The organism is Brucella tritici (genome assembly GCF_008932285.1).
Classification (GTDB): Bacteria; Pseudomonadota; Alphaproteobacteria; order Rhizobiales; family Rhizobiaceae; genus Brucella; species Brucella tritici.
In genome coordinates this window covers 179,465-193,740 of sequence record NZ_WBVY01000001.1, presented here as the reverse complement: position 1 = coordinate 193,740, position 14,276 = coordinate 179,465, and the positions used below count along the sequence as shown (strand labels likewise).

The window sequence follows — 14,276 nt, the reverse complement described above, 5'->3', positions numbered from 1 at the left end:
TGATCTCCGCGCCGTAGGAACATGCCGTGATGTATCATGGCCTTTCTTAGGGAGCTAAGGGGCATTTGAAACCGTCAGATAGGTCTACAACTCTCGCCGCAGTCCTTTTTGTTCGGCATCTGCGGCGGCGGGTATTCTATAAACACAGCCATGACCGAACCGCCCATCGAGGCGGGCGGTATGCTACGAACCGAAAGTAATTCTTTCACCTGAGCGTTTCTGCGCAATGACGGACATCTCCGTTTGGCCGAGGATGGTCGCCTTGATCTGATTCTCATCCATCAAACTGAATGCGGTAGCCCAGGCGTCCGCTCTCGCTGCATCACGGGCCACAACAGTCAGCCAACGATAAAGTGCTGCTGAAAATCCGGTCTTTGGGTTGAGCAAATGGTTGAAGCGTCCGGATTCTTCGAATTGAAACCCATTGAAACTGGACGTCGCGAGCGCCTGATCGCGAATATCGACATGTTCTTCGGTTCTAGCTCCGGCTTCGAGATCGGCGATGCCAATGCGCCATGCCGTGCCGTCCGGCCTTGAGCCAAGCGCGCGATACTCCCCCATATCGACCAGCGCATGTTCGACCCCTTCCCTTTGCAACAAAGCCGTCACACGGTCGGTGACGTAGCCCTGCACAATACCGTTCAGGGTCAGAGCCATTGACGGCTTGGAGAAGGCAATACGGTTCTCATCAAAAAGAACGTGACCGAACCCGACCTTTGCCAGCGCTTCATCCCAAAGCTGTCGCGAGGGTCCTTCAGCAGACGGATGTTTTTGTGAAAAATGCTTCTTCAGACAGTTCCAAAGGGGCTGTACCGTCGGATCGAAAAGGCCGTCGCTGGCCTGCCAGCATTCATGACAGATACGCAAGACCTCAATCAGATCGGGCGAAGGCGACGCCAGCGCCCCATTGCGATTAAGTTTGGTGAGTTCTGAATCTGCACGATATAGGCTGAAGATGTTCTCCAGCCTTTCCGCCTCTTGAGCAGTTGCACGTAGCAGGCGTTCGGCGATCGAACGATCAGGATGATAGAGTATGATCTTGGCAGGCGCTCCCATCGCCTGGCCGCGCCAGACGATGGGCTCGGGAAGCTCAAGTGAAGCTGCACTTTTTGGAATAGCGTAGAGCATTACTCCAGCCGCACCGCCCGCAAGTACCAGGCGACGACTGACACGCCATCCACTTTCAATGCGCATGGCTTTCGGCTCCAAGATCGGTGGTCTGTACAGACTGTCCACCTAGAACGTAACTCTCCGGCATTTCGGCGAAAGTGCTGATACGCCCACCCTTTTCCGCGATGAATTTCTCTGCGGCTTCCCGTGTTGAAAACGGCACAGCCTCCTGTGCCCCCATTCCACCCACAGCAGCGCTTTCAATCACGAAAAAGGCCTTATGTGCATCGACCCAGTTTTCCGCTCCCGGTTCCCCCCAGCTTGGCGCTTTCGCCATGTCCGAAACGTAGATTGCTGCAATCCCCTTCGGCTCTTCGGGCAGCATTGTAAAGGCGAGTGTATCGCGGGCGGAAGAGAACCATACCGCCTCATTTGCCGGTTCGAGAATGATCTGGCCCTTGGGGCCAGGATGCTCCAGAACATTCATCCCGCAATAGCGGCCCATTGCGCTTTCTGTCAGGGCGAATGGAGCAACGACGGCATCTTTCTTTTCATCCGGAGAACATCCGGCAAGCAGAACAAGAAACAGAGGGGCCAGAAACAAAGCGCGTTTCATAATTCTTTCCTCGAGAAAACCAACATGGAAAGGGACAACGGCAGCATGACCCAAAGGCCGAGCGCCAGTGTCAGTGCCGGAGCCGAGAGCGTAGCGTTACCGGCTATACCGCCCATGCCGGTCAGAGATGCGGCCTGTCCGAGACCGAAATTGAGAAGCCGGTAGGAATCGGCTGGATTGAGAAGAAGCAGACCGTTGAGTACCCCGCCGCCAACAATACGGCCTTGATCGAAAACCAGCAGAGCAAGAAGTGCTGCGTCATAGATCAGCACGAAAAACAGCCAGATGCCGATGGCGATACCTGCTGCCGTGCTCCGCTCCCGCACCAGCGTACTTGCGAGAAAGCCAATGGCGATGAACACCGCTCCCAGCAGAACCGACGAGACGATGAGTTTCAATAACGAGAGCCAGCTCCCCGCATCCACGCCAGATCCGGTCACGATCAGCGCTACAGCAGCCACGCCGTAACCAAACAATGTCGCGAAAGCGAGAATGGCAAGCTGGCCGATGAACTTGCCCAGAACCAGCTGAATCCGGCTTATCGGATAGCTTAGAAGCAGCAACATCGTACCACGTTCCATCTCACCGACGATTGCATCATGCGAAATGAGAAGAGCAATGAGAGGAATGAGGAAGATGGTCAGGCTAGAGAGGCTGACGATCACCACGTCCAACCTGCTTGCTGCAACAGAACTGCCAGTGGGTGCGCTACCGAGAAAAGTCATGCTCAGAGCCAATGCTGCAAGCAGTAACGTGGTCGCCAGAACCCAGCGATTGCGCAGACCTTCCTGTATTTCCTTGGAAGCAATGATGAGAATATTGTTCATTCCGCTGCCTCCGCGCGAGCCGCCTCTCCGGCGTTGAGAAAGTGGGCGTACAGTTCGTCCAGCGTCGGCGGAACAAGATCGAGTTCCGTCAGATTGTCATTCATGGCCACGATTTCGCGGACAAGCGCCATCTTGCCTTCCGTCGGGGCTTCCGTTTCGAAGATATCCGGGCCGAGACGATGCCAGCACAATGCCGCATTGGCGGTTGTCGAAGGCAGCCGGGAAACGTCCGGCGTCTGCACGCGTATGCGAAGAGGCAGTTGTGAAATCCGGCGCAACGTATCGATGGAGCCATCGGCAATGATCTTGCCCTTGTTCGCGATGATGACGCGCCCGACCTTGGTTTCCAGTTCGGTCAAGGCATGGGACGACATGAGGATTGTCGTGCCTTTGCTCCGCAGCTCTTCGAGAATTTCATAGAAGCTCTGACGCAAGGCGGGATCGAGACCAGTCGTCGGTTCATCAAGCAGCAGAACGGATGGCTGACCGAGCAGTGCCTGAGCAAGCCCCAGTCGCTGGCGCATCCCTTTCGAATAGGTGCCAACCCGCCTGTTCGCAGCATGGGCGAGACCAACGCGTTCGAGCAGCTCAATATTTTGGGTAACCGGCATTCTCTTGAGCCGCGCATAGAAACCAAGTGTTTCCGCTCCCGTCAGCGCCAGATTGAAAGAGACGTGTTCAGGCAGATAACCAAGGCGCAATCTGGCGGCAAAAGCACCCGTCGCCGGGTCCTCACCCAGCACACGAACCGTACCCTTGGTTGGACGGATCAGCCCAAGCATGAGCTTTATCATCGTGGTCTTGCCTGCTCCATTATGGCCGACCAGCGCGATGCTTTCTCCAGCGTGAAGGCTGAAACTCGCATCGCTGATGGCGTCGAACCCGCCATAGGACTTTGTGACCTGATCAAGAATGACAGTCTCAGTCATTTGGTTTTCCTTTCGCCGGATCGGCCGGATGCGGCGGCTTCATTAGGGGATGGCTATCGACAACACCGCCCGGCAGAAGCGCCGGGAACTGGGTCTGTGCCCAGCGGATCGTCTCGATTGCTGGACTATTAATGAGAATTTTTGCCTGTGGCGCAGTCCACAATACCTTGTCGATCAGATCATTGGGTCGGTAAGGGCTGTCAGCGATACCATCGCCGTTGAGATCAAAGGCCGGATTGTCGCTCCAGTAATTGCCACGCCCATTGACCGACCAGTCGAGGTTGCGCGTGCCAACATATTTCACCTGATTGCGGTTATTGATGAAGGCATTGCCGCTCATGGCATTGCCCTCTGAACCGGCCGTAAAGTGAATGCCTATGCTGCAGTTCTCGAAACTGTTCTCGGTGAACTTGTTCTTGTTGGCATTGTAAATGAACACGCATTTTTCCGGGCCGAGCCGCGAGGTCTCGCCTGCCAGTGTCTCCGCCTGGTCTTCCGCAGGAAGGCCATGTTCAGCTTTCTGAACACCGGCATCAAGCCAACGGTCTATCGATTGCATTCGCCCGATCACGCGATTGCCGGAAATGACCGAGCTGTTTGCATAATTGAGCAACAAGCCGTGATCCCGATCGCCGTCCGACAGGTTATCCATCACCTTGAGGCGATTGGTGTACATGATCGCGAAACCGACAGAATTGTTGCGCGAAACATTGCCGATGACCTGGCTGTCGTCCGTGTACATGTAATGGACGGCGAACCTGACATCCTCCATCACATTGTCGCGGAAGACGTTTTTGCGGCTGGCATTGGTATAGATGCCGTCGCGCCCGTAGCGAATGACGTTGCCGATAACCTGTGCACCGGGGGCATTCCATATGGAAACGCCACTGCCGGTTTGCGCCATGCGCACGCCTCGACGGCCAATGATCTCATTGCCACTTGCGATGGAATTTGCAGCGCCGTGCAAATAAATCCCGTAGAGATTATCGATAAGGCGATTGTCCTCGACGCGTGCGCTCGTGGCGGTTTTTGTCACGAAAATCCCGGAATTGAGGTCGGGCATATTATCGCCCGAGCCGCGCACTTCCAGCCCACGCACGATAGCGTTCGGCGCGTTGACCGTTATGGCGTTACCCGAGCCAACTCCGTCTACAACGGCGCCCGGTTCGCCGGTCAGTTCAATGGCGCGGTCGATCGTAACCGCGCCATTGTGTTTGCCTTTCAGAAGCCGGACGACATCGCCCGGCTTCGCTTTGTCGATAGCCGCCTGTACGCCTTCGCCTGCCACGACATCGATCTGCCGTGCCTGCAAACCGTCGCACAGAACAACGGTCAGCAGCATTGCAGCGCTCAAGGACTGAAGCCGGCGGGGGAACTTCATGGCAGTCAGGCCTTCTTCGGTTCCACGAGCATCCGGCCCTTCATTTCCATGTGCATGGCATGGCAGAACCACGAGCAATAATACCACCACACACCCGGCTTGTTGGCTGTGAAGGTAACTGACGCGGTTGCCTGCGGACCCACCTCCATGTTGACACCATAGTTGATGATGGCGAAGCCGTGGGTGAGGTCTTCGATTTCATCGATGTTAGTGACATAAACCGTCACCTCATCGCCCTGCTGGACGGTGAACTCGGTGAGACCGAAGGCTGGCGCGGCAGACGTCATATAAACGCGCACCTTGTTGCCATCCCGGATCACCTCATTGGCGTCCATCAGGTCGAGACCATCGGCCTTAGCCTGAGTGACGGCATCGGCGAAGAATGGGTCCTCACGGCTCCAGAAGTTGACGGGATTGATCTTCGAGCGATGAACAATGGTCGCATCATGCGGCTCGGCAAAGCTCGGCCCGTCATGGACAATCGCCATCTTCTCACCGGAAATGTCGATGAGCTGGTCATTTTCGGGCTTGAGCGGTCCGACATTGAGATAGCGATCCTTGGAGAACTTGTTGAGTGAGATCAGCCACTGACCATCAGCTTCCTTGGTTTGCCCCATGGAAGTGTGGTTGTGACCCGGCTGATAATGCACATCGAGCTTCTGCCGGATCGGATCGACTTTCTCGCCCTTGAAGGCACGCTTGGCGTCCTCAATGTTCCATTTGCAGATCTGGCTGTCGATGAAGAGCGTCGTATAGGCGTTGCCCTTGCCATCATAAGCGGTATGCAATGGCCCAAGTCCGAGTTCCGGTTCCGCAACTACTGCATCGCGGGGCTGGATTTTGTCGTCGAAAAGTTCGTCGAACTTGCGAACGTCGAACACGGTAACGGTCGGCGACAGCTTACCGTTGGCGACCACATGGATACCGTCTGGCGCGGTGTTGATACCATGCGGGCTGTTCGGCACGGGAATGTAACGGGTATATTTGGAACCGTGACGCCCATCGATGACCGGTACGCCGTTGATTTCCTTGAAATCGCCCTTGGCAACCGCCTCTTCGATACGCTTCAGGTTGAAGATTACGATCCAATCCTGCTCGCTCGACATCATTTCGGCAAGCGTCGTACCTTCCTCCGAATTGTAGCAGGTGGCAAAAGCGTACTTGCCCTGATAATCGCAGTCGACATTGTCGAGATTGCCGTCAACCATGATCTGCCAGGCAACCTTCATCGTCTCGCCGTCAACGGCCGTGAAGATCGCGTGATATTGCTTGGTGTCGGTCAGATTGCTGCCATCGTTCGGGATCGGTGCGCGATCCTCACCATTACAGAAGACATAGCCGGTTTTCGGATATTTCTGCACGCGCAAGCCATGCACGGTATGCTGGTTCGGAAGCTGAATGATCTTGTCGCATTTCATCACATCAAGACGGATGCGGCAGACACGCGTATTGGCCTTGTCATTGGCATAGAGATAACGCCCGTCATAAGTTCCTTCGGTGAAGGACGGATGCGGGTGGTGCAAGTCACCATTCAGGAATATGCCGCCACGATCCTTGAGGAACTCCTGATCCTGCGGCAGAAGGCCCTCAGTCAGCACCTTCAGGCTCTCATTTGTCTGGCCCCAACCGGTCGCGCTATCGCGATTGAACACTGGAATGCGCATCAATTCGCGCATTGATGGCAGGCCGACGATACGGACCTCACCGCTCTGGCCGCTGGAAAAGAAGACGTAATATTCGTCCAGTTCTCCAGGCTTCACTTCCGCACTGTGACCAGCGCCGCCAGCAGCAGCCAATGCCGGCTCGGTTGAGCCTGCAAACAGCGCCCCACCTAGACCGCTTGCACCGGCGGCAGCCACAAAGGCCGACGTACCGAGCAGCTGTCTTCGACTGAGCTGCGTTTTCTTGGTTTCTTCAGACATGCTTCTCTCCTTTAGAAAAGTCAGGCAGCAGGACCGGTATCGGCAACGCCTTCAACCGGTTTTCCTTTGACTGAGATGACGGGTCTGGCCGGTCCACCGCCACGTTCGGCAGCCGCTGCGAGGGGGGCATTGCGGGCTGCGAATTTTTCACGCTTCACACGCACCTGGATCATGTGCGGGCAGCGCTGGTCGTCGTGATAGAGTTCCTGACAATGCATGCAGTAGATGCATTCATTGACGTTGATCTGGCCTTCAGGGTGGATCGCCTCAACCGGACATTCCTTGGCGCAACGGTGGCAGGGCGAACCGCATTCCGGCCAGCGTTTCAGCCATTCGAACATGCGGATGCGTCCGGGAATGGCGAGTGCCGCACCGAGCGGGCACATATAGCGGCAGTAGAAGCGCTCGATGAACAGGCCTGCTGTCAGAAGTGTCAGTGCATAAATGACAAACGGCCACTCACGTGCGAATTTGAGAATTATCGAGGTCTTGAACGGCTCGACTTCCGCAAACACTTCAGCCAGCGCAACCGAATAGAGCGACAGTCCAAACAGGCCGAGGAAGATCATATATTTGAGGGGCCAGAGGCGCTCGTGCAGTCCCCATGGCAGCTTGACTTGCGGCACCTTTAGCCATTGGGCGAGATTGTTGGTGAGTTCCTGAAGGGCGCCAAACGGGCACAGCCAGCCGCAGAACGGTCCGCGACCCCAGAACAGCAGCCCCGCCGCCACCGATGCCCACAAAATGAAGATCAGCGGCGATGTCAGGAAGAATTCCCAGTTGAAGCCGGTAATCAGGGAGTTGGTGAAGGTCAGGACATTGACCACCGACAATTGCGCATTGTTGTAGAAGCCAAGCCAGACAAGGATGAACAGGAGATAGCTACGCCGCAGCCAGGTGAAGAAGCGCGGATGCCTGACCAGACTATTCTGGAAGAAGAAAATACCGACAAGAACCGTGATGGCAAAAGCGGTGATGACCACATTGGCACGATTCATCTCCCACATCCGGACCCAGAGCGGATTGCCCTCGCCCAGAATGTCGGCTGCATTTGCTTCGCCGACCGGCTGCGGCTGACGCGGCGCATCAGCTCTTGGTGCAGCAGGCTGGACAGGCGCCGGTTCCGGTTGCTTCGCCAGATATTTATCCGGTAAACTATAACCGAGATCATAGCTGACATTGGCCTTGTCCCGCGCACCGAAGCCGCGCTGCACCAAGAGCTGCAAATCCCACGGTTCCGTTACGTCGAAGTCGAAGCCGTCCGGGACCTGAAACAGTGCTATCTCACGCAGACGCGGCGCGCCGTCGGCCATGATGTCGCCGATACGGGTGTGGTTCTTGTCACGGAAGCGTACGCCCTGCCCGTCCTGCATCAACTCGATGCGGTCAAAGATACCGCCGCGCACATATCCGGAGCCTTTGAAGGAATAGGCTCCGTCGCCAGCGACCAGGATCGCTTGACGCCCCGGCTTCAGTTGCTTTTGTAACCGTTCATAGCCATCTTTCCCGAGTAGGCTGATACCGATCGACGGTACTGAGACCGGCGCGACGTAAAGCTCAATGAATTCGTCGTCGGGATTGGTTGTTTCAGGGTTTTCGGCGGCGCGATCATGTTTGGCGTCACGAAACGCCTGCGTCACGTCACCAACCGACAGTTTCAGGCTGCGAACCGAGCCGTCGCCGGTCAATGTTTGCCAGTTGTGTTCTTCACGAATCTGCAAATCAACCGCGCGTTGCACATTGGCTGCGACAGCCTGCACAGGAGTATTTCCGAGCCTCCCACTGCGGATAAGGCCGACTGCCGAGCGTACGACGCTGTCCCCCATGACGAGCACGGTAACCGTGGCACCGCTGACGATTTCCACCTGTGGCGGCTTGCTCTGGCCAGCGGCAACAGCACTCATATCACTATCGACCAACGAGTTCAGTGCAGCCACAACCTTGGCTTCGGGAATGCCGATCAGCACGATCGGCTCTTTGTGGTCTACCAGTTTTATGCCGCGTATGACGCCTTTGGTATCGATGCCGACGACAATATGGATCGGTTTGCCGGAATAGCCGATGGAACTGGTGAAATCTGAATTCAGATAGGCATAGCCGATCACCTCGCCCCGCTTCATCAGTGGTGCGATTGGCGGCTCGCCTTGTGGCTTGCCTATAGCGTCAGCCTCTTTGAAGAGCGCGCTTGCTTCAATCTTGGGAATGTATTTTTCCAGATCGGCGGCAGATGCCGTGGTCTGCCAGCAGAGCGCCAGAGCAATCGCAGCCAATACGATGGACCTGACGGCTTCCAGTAAAAATGAAAATGGCTGCCTGACGTTTCGAAAACCCTGCTTCGGAAATCGAAAATCCGAAGCGACCATACGGCCCAATAATGCTATTTTCACGTCCAACCTGCGTTTGCTCTGCTATTAGTTGCGAGCATGTCTTTCGGTTGGAAATTATCGGATCAGGCAAAGAGTTCATTGATTTAGAACAAATAGAAGAAGAAATCGCCCCACGTTATCAACACTGGTAATCCAGAACCTCAACAATCCTGCCGACTCACCCGACAAACCGAACCATTGAACGTTTCGGTTAGATTCTCGATCCAAACGTCATCAAAACCTATGGATGCAAAGCGCGGATCGATCATGCGCAACTGATCATCCAAGGCGAGTAATTTCTGATAGTGCCGCTGCGCTATCCCTTCAATCGACATTGGATAGCGCATAGCGTTGAACGCTGTGGAGGTCGGCTTGGCGCGATTAGCTTCCGCTATTCCAATTCTCGCTTGAATGTCCGCGACAGCGCCGGAGGGTAATTTAATCGCTATGCGGCGATCTCCACATAAAGGCTCTCGCAGTTCACGCTTACCTTTATCGTCGCCTTGCAGATATTCGCGTAGGTCTAGTGGGACGGTGAGTCGCACAAAATAGCGTCGGTCCTTGGGTAGCAAACACCGGATTTTTCCCGGCCATATTGAAAGTCCATTTTGTAACGTCAAAATGGACAAAAAGGCTGGTAATGCAAGATTTATAAAGATTTCAAGGGGGATATAATGGTGGGCGATGAGAGACTCGAAAAGTCAATTCTCTCATCGCTAATCATCATAACGTATTGATAATACTGTTATATTAAGAATGTCTAATTTATTGTTTTGTGACGTTGTGAAGACCAAAATAATGGGAAATAATCTACGCTTTGCACCCCTTCAAAGCCATCAAGACTTGGCGTTTGACTGGAATTATTCTTCTGCGCACGTTTTAATTGAAAAGTCACTGATTCTTGCGCATCATTAGTGCGCTTTGGGGATTGCGGAGGGGGTATTAAATGAGAAAGACGATACACTATCGTCGAGTGGAGTGGTTTAACCAGCAGGCCAATGATAATGTAGTTGCCTTATTAGGTGACGTGCTGGCCGCGAGACAGCATATCGAGCAAACGCGATTTGCAATCGCTGATGAGACTTGTGAAATTCGCCATCGTGACCAACGAGGCAATTTAGTCTGTTTACACTTATCAACATATGTTAACGGTTCCCGTAAGGGAGTTACACCTCAAGCTCAAGGCGTGGCGAACGGCGATTTAGACGAAGCTCTTGCGCCAGACGGAGCGGAATTTACAGAGAGAGAAATTGCTCTGGTTATTGGTCAGCAAGCTGTCGCGTTTGTAACGCACGGTTTTGTTCACCCTAAATTCGTTGAACGTGCAATTCGGGGGTTAATATTTTTGGAACATGGCGCTGACGTTAGTAATCGGTTCTCTTTAGCGGCGCGTGCGGATCCTGCGGTCATAAATCGACTTCTAGAGGAAGGCGTCCAATATTTGGACATGGGTATTTCTCTCAATCAGGTGGACGCGATCAATCAAATAGAAGGCCAACCACAGCCCATCACAACTTACCTAGCCCGCACCATCAAAGACGCCATCTCGGCAAGATTTGAAGATGAGTTCTCGGAAGAGGAAGTAGACAACTTGGCAATGGCCAATGCGCATCTTGTGCTAAATTTTAAGAAAAGCGCGCCACTAGATCAAATAGAGAGCCTTACAACGCTTGCAGAAGACGTCATAGAGGGCGACGATGACTTCAAAATTAAAACAATAAAGGGAAACTATTTTACGAGAGATCAGCTTTTGCTTAAGAACAGTTACAACCAACCGGGCCGTGCAGCATATCTGAGCTATGCATTAGCATGGGATAACTCGGTTCAATTCTTGAATGACGTTGAATGACGACGAAGAAGCGAGACACGTCTTACGGAAGAATACTCTACGCCGTCATTGGCGTAGCAGTATCGCTTCTGCTTGCATATTTTTTCTCTGATCGACTGAAGAATGGTGCCGACATAATTTCCTACGTTGCTACCGTTTTTTCTATATTGGCAGGCGTTGTAATAGCTGTTGTCTCTATTCTGGGCGAGCCAAGCATGATTGCTGAGAGTTCGTGGCGGAAAGATTTTCTTGCTGCTCGGGAAACTCAAAGGAAGATTCACAGGCATACTGATCTATTCGTTGTATACATAATACTTCTTGCAACGTTGTTTTTATTCTCTCTCACCGACCCTTCAGATAAGATTTACAGATACACTCAGTTTGCCAGTTTCGCTTTGATTTGTCTCTCGTTTTGGATGTCATTAAGCCTTCCTTATTCCCTTAAACACATTCAAAAGAAAAGAATGGATAACGCTATCGACGCAAAGCGGACGGCCAAGTCGACAACTAACCAATATGACGCAACAGGAAAATAATCGAATTAGGCCTGTTATCTTCGAATGAAGATGATCTGAATATTGTCAGCCGTTACCGAGTTTAAGCTCTGAAGCTAATTGAAGGGATATTCTTCGCATTATCCGGCTCCAATTCCACACGAAAAGGAATTTCACCGAGTTTTAGTGCTTCTTTAATTCGATCACATGGCCAACGGAGGACAATTTCTCTCACGGATACGCCATCGTAGAGAGATTTTGATCTATAAACTTTCCAGCCCGCAAGTTGAAAGGCCTCATGAAGTTGCTCTGCAAGATGCGTTCCGAAAGAGCTAGTCAAATTTGTATCGATGTTGACCTCTCGCTGGTCCACTCTAAGATATTCAACAATCTTCCCAAATCTTTCGTCATCCAAGTCAAGGGCGGTCATGCGCTTTAACTTTGCTTCCATGTCTTTTAATTTTTTTGATGCCTCATCGGGCGACGCCCCATCAAGTTTTTCTTTATATAAATCCACTCTTTCCTTGAGCGTTGATATGCGCTCCCTGCAAAGAACTTGAGAAACCACATATCCGAGGACAAAGCAGATAAACGCCAGAGAAACGAAAGGGGTCGGCTGCGCTACAAATAACGCCCAATTTTCCGTAAGCCAGTTCGGTATCTGCATTGGTGAACGCCTCCCATTACTCGAAATATGATTGAGTCGAGTAAGAAGGGAAATAGAAAACCTGCCCGGCTCCACGGGGCTGTATGGCTGACGTGATTGCCCTCGCGCCAGCCATACAACGCGATCAAGTCGTCGCGTTTTATACGTCTTCACCTTCGAACATTGCCATGTCATGCTCGCGCACCATGACGATAAGCTTTTCAGCGAGATCGTATGCACTGATCGCGGGACCGGTAAGGGCTCCCGAAATTTCACCGGCAATAGAGACGGTCAGTAAGGCGTCAGCGGCCCGGGGATGAATCGGGGTAATTCCGCGCTTCACCGACATGGTTTTGGTCGTTCCGCTTACCATTGCCTTGAGTTCTGGAGATAGTGCCATTATGCGACCTCTCGCTGGCTCTTCTGGTATTCGACAAGCGACATCAAGAGGTATTCGGCAGCCGCTCGCATGGTATGGGCCATCATCTCAATATTCCACTGAAGTTCGCTGTCACCAGTCGCGCCGGGCGAAACAGCGTCAATGAGCGCCGTTGCACTCTCCGGGAAATCAAGGCCGTGATCGCCAAGCGCGCAATGAAAGTTCCCGATTTCATCATTCTTGCTATTCTGGTCGATAAGGAATTGCGCGAACGTTGCAGCGGGTGCCGGGGTCGTGGTATTCGTAGTCATATGAACCTCTTTCAGTCGTTGTTGGGGGTTTCGTTCTGCCGGGGCGGTTGCAGCCGCTTCCGGCAGTATTTCATCAAGCCGTGGGCTTGATGTTGCCCGCAAAGGGCTATTGATCGGATCGGCGCTATTCTGCCGGTCGCGTTCAATTTCGATTTGATTGCTCATGAGGTCGTCCCTTGAATGTTGCGGGACCTCCCATCTGTTCCATATCGAATTACTTTTCAATAGGATTTTATAGGTTAATACTCGCCTTTTGATTGCAATGCATGATCATACAACTTAATCGATTATCCGGTGAACGCATAAGCAGGCCAAGCGCCAAGTTCGCCCACGGCTTCAATGATACGCGTGCGTAGATCGTCGGGCGCTGCCGGATCGAACGTCCGGGCGATATTCTCAAGCTGGTCAATGACGGCTTCGTAAGTATGGGAATGAAAATAGTGGTCTGTCACTTCGGTCATGGTTTCCTCAATGGGTGATTTGCGAGGGAAGCATGACATGCGAAGAATCGCTGTGCAAGACAAATAATCCTTACTAATCAATTAGTTAGATTAAGTAAGCGCTTACTTATTTTTCGAAAAATTAAGCCCCATATCGCGACGGGATGCGATACGGGGCTTAACTTACTGACCAAGGATGCCAGCCGGAACGCCAATAACGGCTGACAATTCATTTATAGCGGGATCGCGATGCAGGCGCATACGATTGTTGAAAATATTTCCGATCAGGCTGCTTCCCTGCGAGCCAAGCGACCAACTTCGCGAGTCTTCTGTTCCGCCTGCTTCTTATCCTTCCATGCGGCGACTTTCTTGCGCTTCTGATACTCGTAAACGGTCAGACCAAGCTGCGCGGCTTTCTCTGCTTCGCTGTCGTTGAATGCCTTCTTGCGGGCGGACGCCTTCTTGCGTTCCAGATGCCCAGAGGCAAGCATCTTGGCGAGTTCAAGATCGCGAATACGGTTCTTCCGGCTCCAATAGTTTTCGCTAGGTTCGCCGGGAATTGGTTCAAACATCTTCACCGGAAGTTTCTGCTTAAACTCGCGCTCCCATTCGGCAATGAGTTCCACTTTTGCGCGAAACGGCAAATCGTCAATCTCGTTCACGAATTCAATCACTTCCGGGGAGGATGAAGTAAGTGTCGCCCGCATCCTTGCCATTTCACGCTCTTCCTTCTGCTTTTTGCGCTGGTTGCGCTTTCGGTCCGCTGCCTGCTTCCGTTTATGGTCGGCGCGTTCTTCAGGCGTCATTCCGCTTAGGTTTTGTCGCGCCATTATGGGGTCTCCAAAAGACTTTCATGCGACAGTTATAGCGGCCTGCCGGGGCAGATGCACAAAACGACAAAAGAAAGTTGAGGGTGGAAGCGTGACGGTTACTAACGTTCTAGGTAAGCGTGACCGGAAACGGCGTTCTACCACCGGAAGCGTGACTAGATTCAGCGTTCTAGGTTAGCGTGACCAATTTTAGCGTT

The 14,276-nt window shown here is 53.0% G+C and carries 15 protein-coding genes; 2 read left to right on the top strand and 13 right to left on the bottom strand.

Annotated features, from left to right (window positions below; genetic code table 11):
• Positions 1-183: 183 nt before the first annotated feature.
• From F9K94_RS01030 to F9K94_RS00995, 8 genes are all read right to left on the bottom strand, one after another.
• Positions 184-1,194 (bottom strand): FAD:protein FMN transferase, encoded by a 1,011-nt coding sequence (locus F9K94_RS01030; RefSeq protein ID WP_151643140.1) that lies wholly within the window; start codon positions 1,192-1,194, stop codon positions 184-186.
• The gene (locus F9K94_RS01025) at positions 1,184-1,726 is read right to left on the bottom strand and encodes a nitrous oxide reductase accessory protein NosL (protein WP_151643138.1); all 543 of its coding nucleotides are present in this window, start codon (positions 1,724-1,726) and stop codon (positions 1,184-1,186) included. Before F9K94_RS01025 ends, F9K94_RS01030 begins: the two co-directional genes overlap by 11 nt.
• Positions 1,723-2,553, bottom strand: coding sequence for an ABC transporter permease subunit (locus F9K94_RS01020; protein WP_061345500.1), 831 nt, complete (start codon positions 2,551-2,553; stop codon positions 1,723-1,725). The genes F9K94_RS01025 and F9K94_RS01020 overlap by 4 nt, the downstream gene beginning before the upstream one ends.
• Entirely contained in the window at positions 2,550-3,482 is a 933-nt protein-coding gene (locus tag F9K94_RS01015) for an ABC transporter ATP-binding protein (protein WP_151643136.1), read from the bottom strand. The genes F9K94_RS01020 and F9K94_RS01015 overlap by 4 nt, the downstream gene beginning before the upstream one ends.
• Positions 3,475-4,863 carry a nitrous oxide reductase family maturation protein NosD gene (locus tag F9K94_RS01010; RefSeq protein WP_151643134.1) on the bottom strand — a complete coding sequence of 463 codons (1,389 nt, stop codon included), beginning with the start codon at positions 4,861-4,863 and terminating at the stop codon, positions 3,475-3,477. Before F9K94_RS01010 ends, F9K94_RS01015 begins: the two co-directional genes overlap by 8 nt.
• Positions 4,864-4,868: 5 nt before the next feature.
• Complete coding sequence (nosZ, locus tag F9K94_RS01005; RefSeq protein ID WP_061345503.1) at positions 4,869-6,785, bottom strand: TAT-dependent nitrous-oxide reductase; 1,917 nt, start codon at positions 6,783-6,785, stop codon at positions 4,869-4,871.
• Between the two features lie 20 nt (positions 6,786-6,805).
• The gene (locus F9K94_RS01000; RefSeq protein ID WP_235920566.1) at positions 6,806-9,148 is read right to left on the bottom strand and encodes a regulatory protein NosR; all 2,343 of its coding nucleotides are present in this window, start codon (positions 9,146-9,148) and stop codon (positions 6,806-6,808) included.
• 164 nt (positions 9,149-9,312) lie between these two features.
• Positions 9,313-9,696, bottom strand: a complete 384-nt coding sequence (locus F9K94_RS00995; RefSeq protein ID WP_151643132.1) for a hypothetical protein — start codon at positions 9,694-9,696, stop codon at positions 9,313-9,315.
• Between the two features lie 401 nt (positions 9,697-10,097).
• Here F9K94_RS00995 and F9K94_RS00990 point away from each other — a divergent pair, with 401 nt between their 5' ends.
• Positions 10,098-11,000, top strand: a complete 903-nt coding sequence (locus F9K94_RS00990) for a hypothetical protein (protein ID WP_151643130.1) — start codon at positions 10,098-10,100, stop codon at positions 10,998-11,000.
• On the top strand, positions 10,997-11,515 hold the full coding sequence (locus tag F9K94_RS00985; RefSeq protein WP_151643128.1) for a hypothetical protein: 519 nt from the start codon (positions 10,997-10,999) through the stop codon (positions 11,513-11,515). The genes F9K94_RS00990 and F9K94_RS00985 overlap by 4 nt, the downstream gene beginning before the upstream one ends.
• A 61-nt stretch (positions 11,516-11,576) precedes the next feature.
• Here F9K94_RS00985 and F9K94_RS00980 read toward each other — a convergent pair whose 3' ends face one another.
• The 5 genes from F9K94_RS00980 to F9K94_RS00965 all read right to left on the bottom strand — a co-directional run bounded on the left by F9K94_RS00980 (position 11,577) and on the right by F9K94_RS00965 (position 14,079).
• The gene (locus tag F9K94_RS00980; RefSeq protein ID WP_151643126.1) at positions 11,577-12,140 is read right to left on the bottom strand and encodes a hypothetical protein; all 564 of its coding nucleotides are present in this window, start codon (positions 12,138-12,140) and stop codon (positions 11,577-11,579) included.
• A gap of 139 nt (positions 12,141-12,279) precedes the next feature.
• Positions 12,280-12,519, bottom strand: coding sequence for a hypothetical protein (locus tag F9K94_RS00975; protein ID WP_151643124.1), 240 nt, complete (start codon positions 12,517-12,519; stop codon positions 12,280-12,282).
• Positions 12,519-12,974, bottom strand: coding sequence for a hypothetical protein (locus tag F9K94_RS00970; protein ID WP_151643122.1), 456 nt, complete (start codon positions 12,972-12,974; stop codon positions 12,519-12,521). Before F9K94_RS00970 ends, F9K94_RS00975 begins: the two co-directional genes overlap by 1 nt.
• Before the next feature lie 122 nt (positions 12,975-13,096).
• Positions 13,097-13,270, bottom strand: coding sequence for a hypothetical protein (locus tag F9K94_RS24340; RefSeq protein WP_192799422.1), 174 nt, complete (start codon positions 13,268-13,270; stop codon positions 13,097-13,099).
• A 263-nt stretch (positions 13,271-13,533) separates the two neighbouring features.
• Positions 13,534-14,079 carry a hypothetical protein gene (locus F9K94_RS00965; RefSeq protein WP_151643120.1) on the bottom strand — a complete coding sequence of 182 codons (546 nt, stop codon included), beginning with the start codon at positions 14,077-14,079 and terminating at the stop codon, positions 13,534-13,536.
• Between the last annotated feature and the right edge of the window lie 197 nt (positions 14,080-14,276).

Excerpts from the sequence above, each read along its gene's own strand:
- F9K94_RS01030 (WP_151643140.1), bottom strand. The coding sequence starts at position 1,194 with ATGCGCATTGAAAGTGGATGGCGTGTCAGTCGTCGCCTGGTACTTGCG.
- F9K94_RS01025 (WP_151643138.1), bottom strand. The coding sequence starts at position 1,726 with ATGAAACGCGCTTTGTTTCTGGCCCCTCTGTTTCTTGTTCTGCTTGCC.
- F9K94_RS01020 (WP_061345500.1), bottom strand. The coding sequence starts at position 2,553 with ATGAACAATATTCTCATCATTGCTTCCAAGGAAATACAGGAAGGTCTG.
- F9K94_RS01015 (WP_151643136.1), bottom strand. The coding sequence starts at position 3,482 with ATGACTGAGACTGTCATTCTTGATCAGGTCACAAAGTCCTATGGCGGG.
- F9K94_RS01010 (WP_151643134.1), bottom strand. The coding sequence starts at position 4,863 with ATGAAGTTCCCCCGCCGGCTTCAGTCCTTGAGCGCTGCAATGCTGCTG.
- nosZ (WP_061345503.1), bottom strand. The coding sequence starts at position 6,785 with ATGTCTGAAGAAACCAAGAAAACGCAGCTCAGTCGAAGACAGCTGCTC.
- F9K94_RS01000 (WP_235920566.1), bottom strand. The coding sequence starts at position 9,148 with ATGGTCGCTTCGGATTTTCGATTTCCGAAGCAGGGTTTTCGAAACGTC.
- F9K94_RS00990 (WP_151643130.1), top strand. The coding sequence starts at position 10,098 with ATGAGAAAGACGATACACTATCGTCGAGTGGAGTGGTTTAACCAGCAG.
- F9K94_RS00985 (WP_151643128.1), top strand. The coding sequence starts at position 10,997 with ATGACGACGAAGAAGCGAGACACGTCTTACGGAAGAATACTCTACGCC.
- F9K94_RS00980 (WP_151643126.1), bottom strand. The coding sequence starts at position 12,140 with ATGCAGATACCGAACTGGCTTACGGAAAATTGGGCGTTATTTGTAGCG.
- F9K94_RS00975 (WP_151643124.1), bottom strand. The coding sequence starts at position 12,519 with ATGGCACTATCTCCAGAACTCAAGGCAATGGTAAGCGGAACGACCAAA.
- F9K94_RS00970 (WP_151643122.1), bottom strand. The coding sequence starts at position 12,974 with ATGAGCAATCAAATCGAAATTGAACGCGACCGGCAGAATAGCGCCGAT.
- F9K94_RS24340 (WP_192799422.1), bottom strand. The coding sequence starts at position 13,270 with ATGACCGAAGTGACAGACCACTATTTTCATTCCCATACTTACGAAGCC.
- F9K94_RS00965 (WP_151643120.1), bottom strand. The coding sequence starts at position 14,079 with ATGGCGCGACAAAACCTAAGCGGAATGACGCCTGAAGAACGCGCCGAC.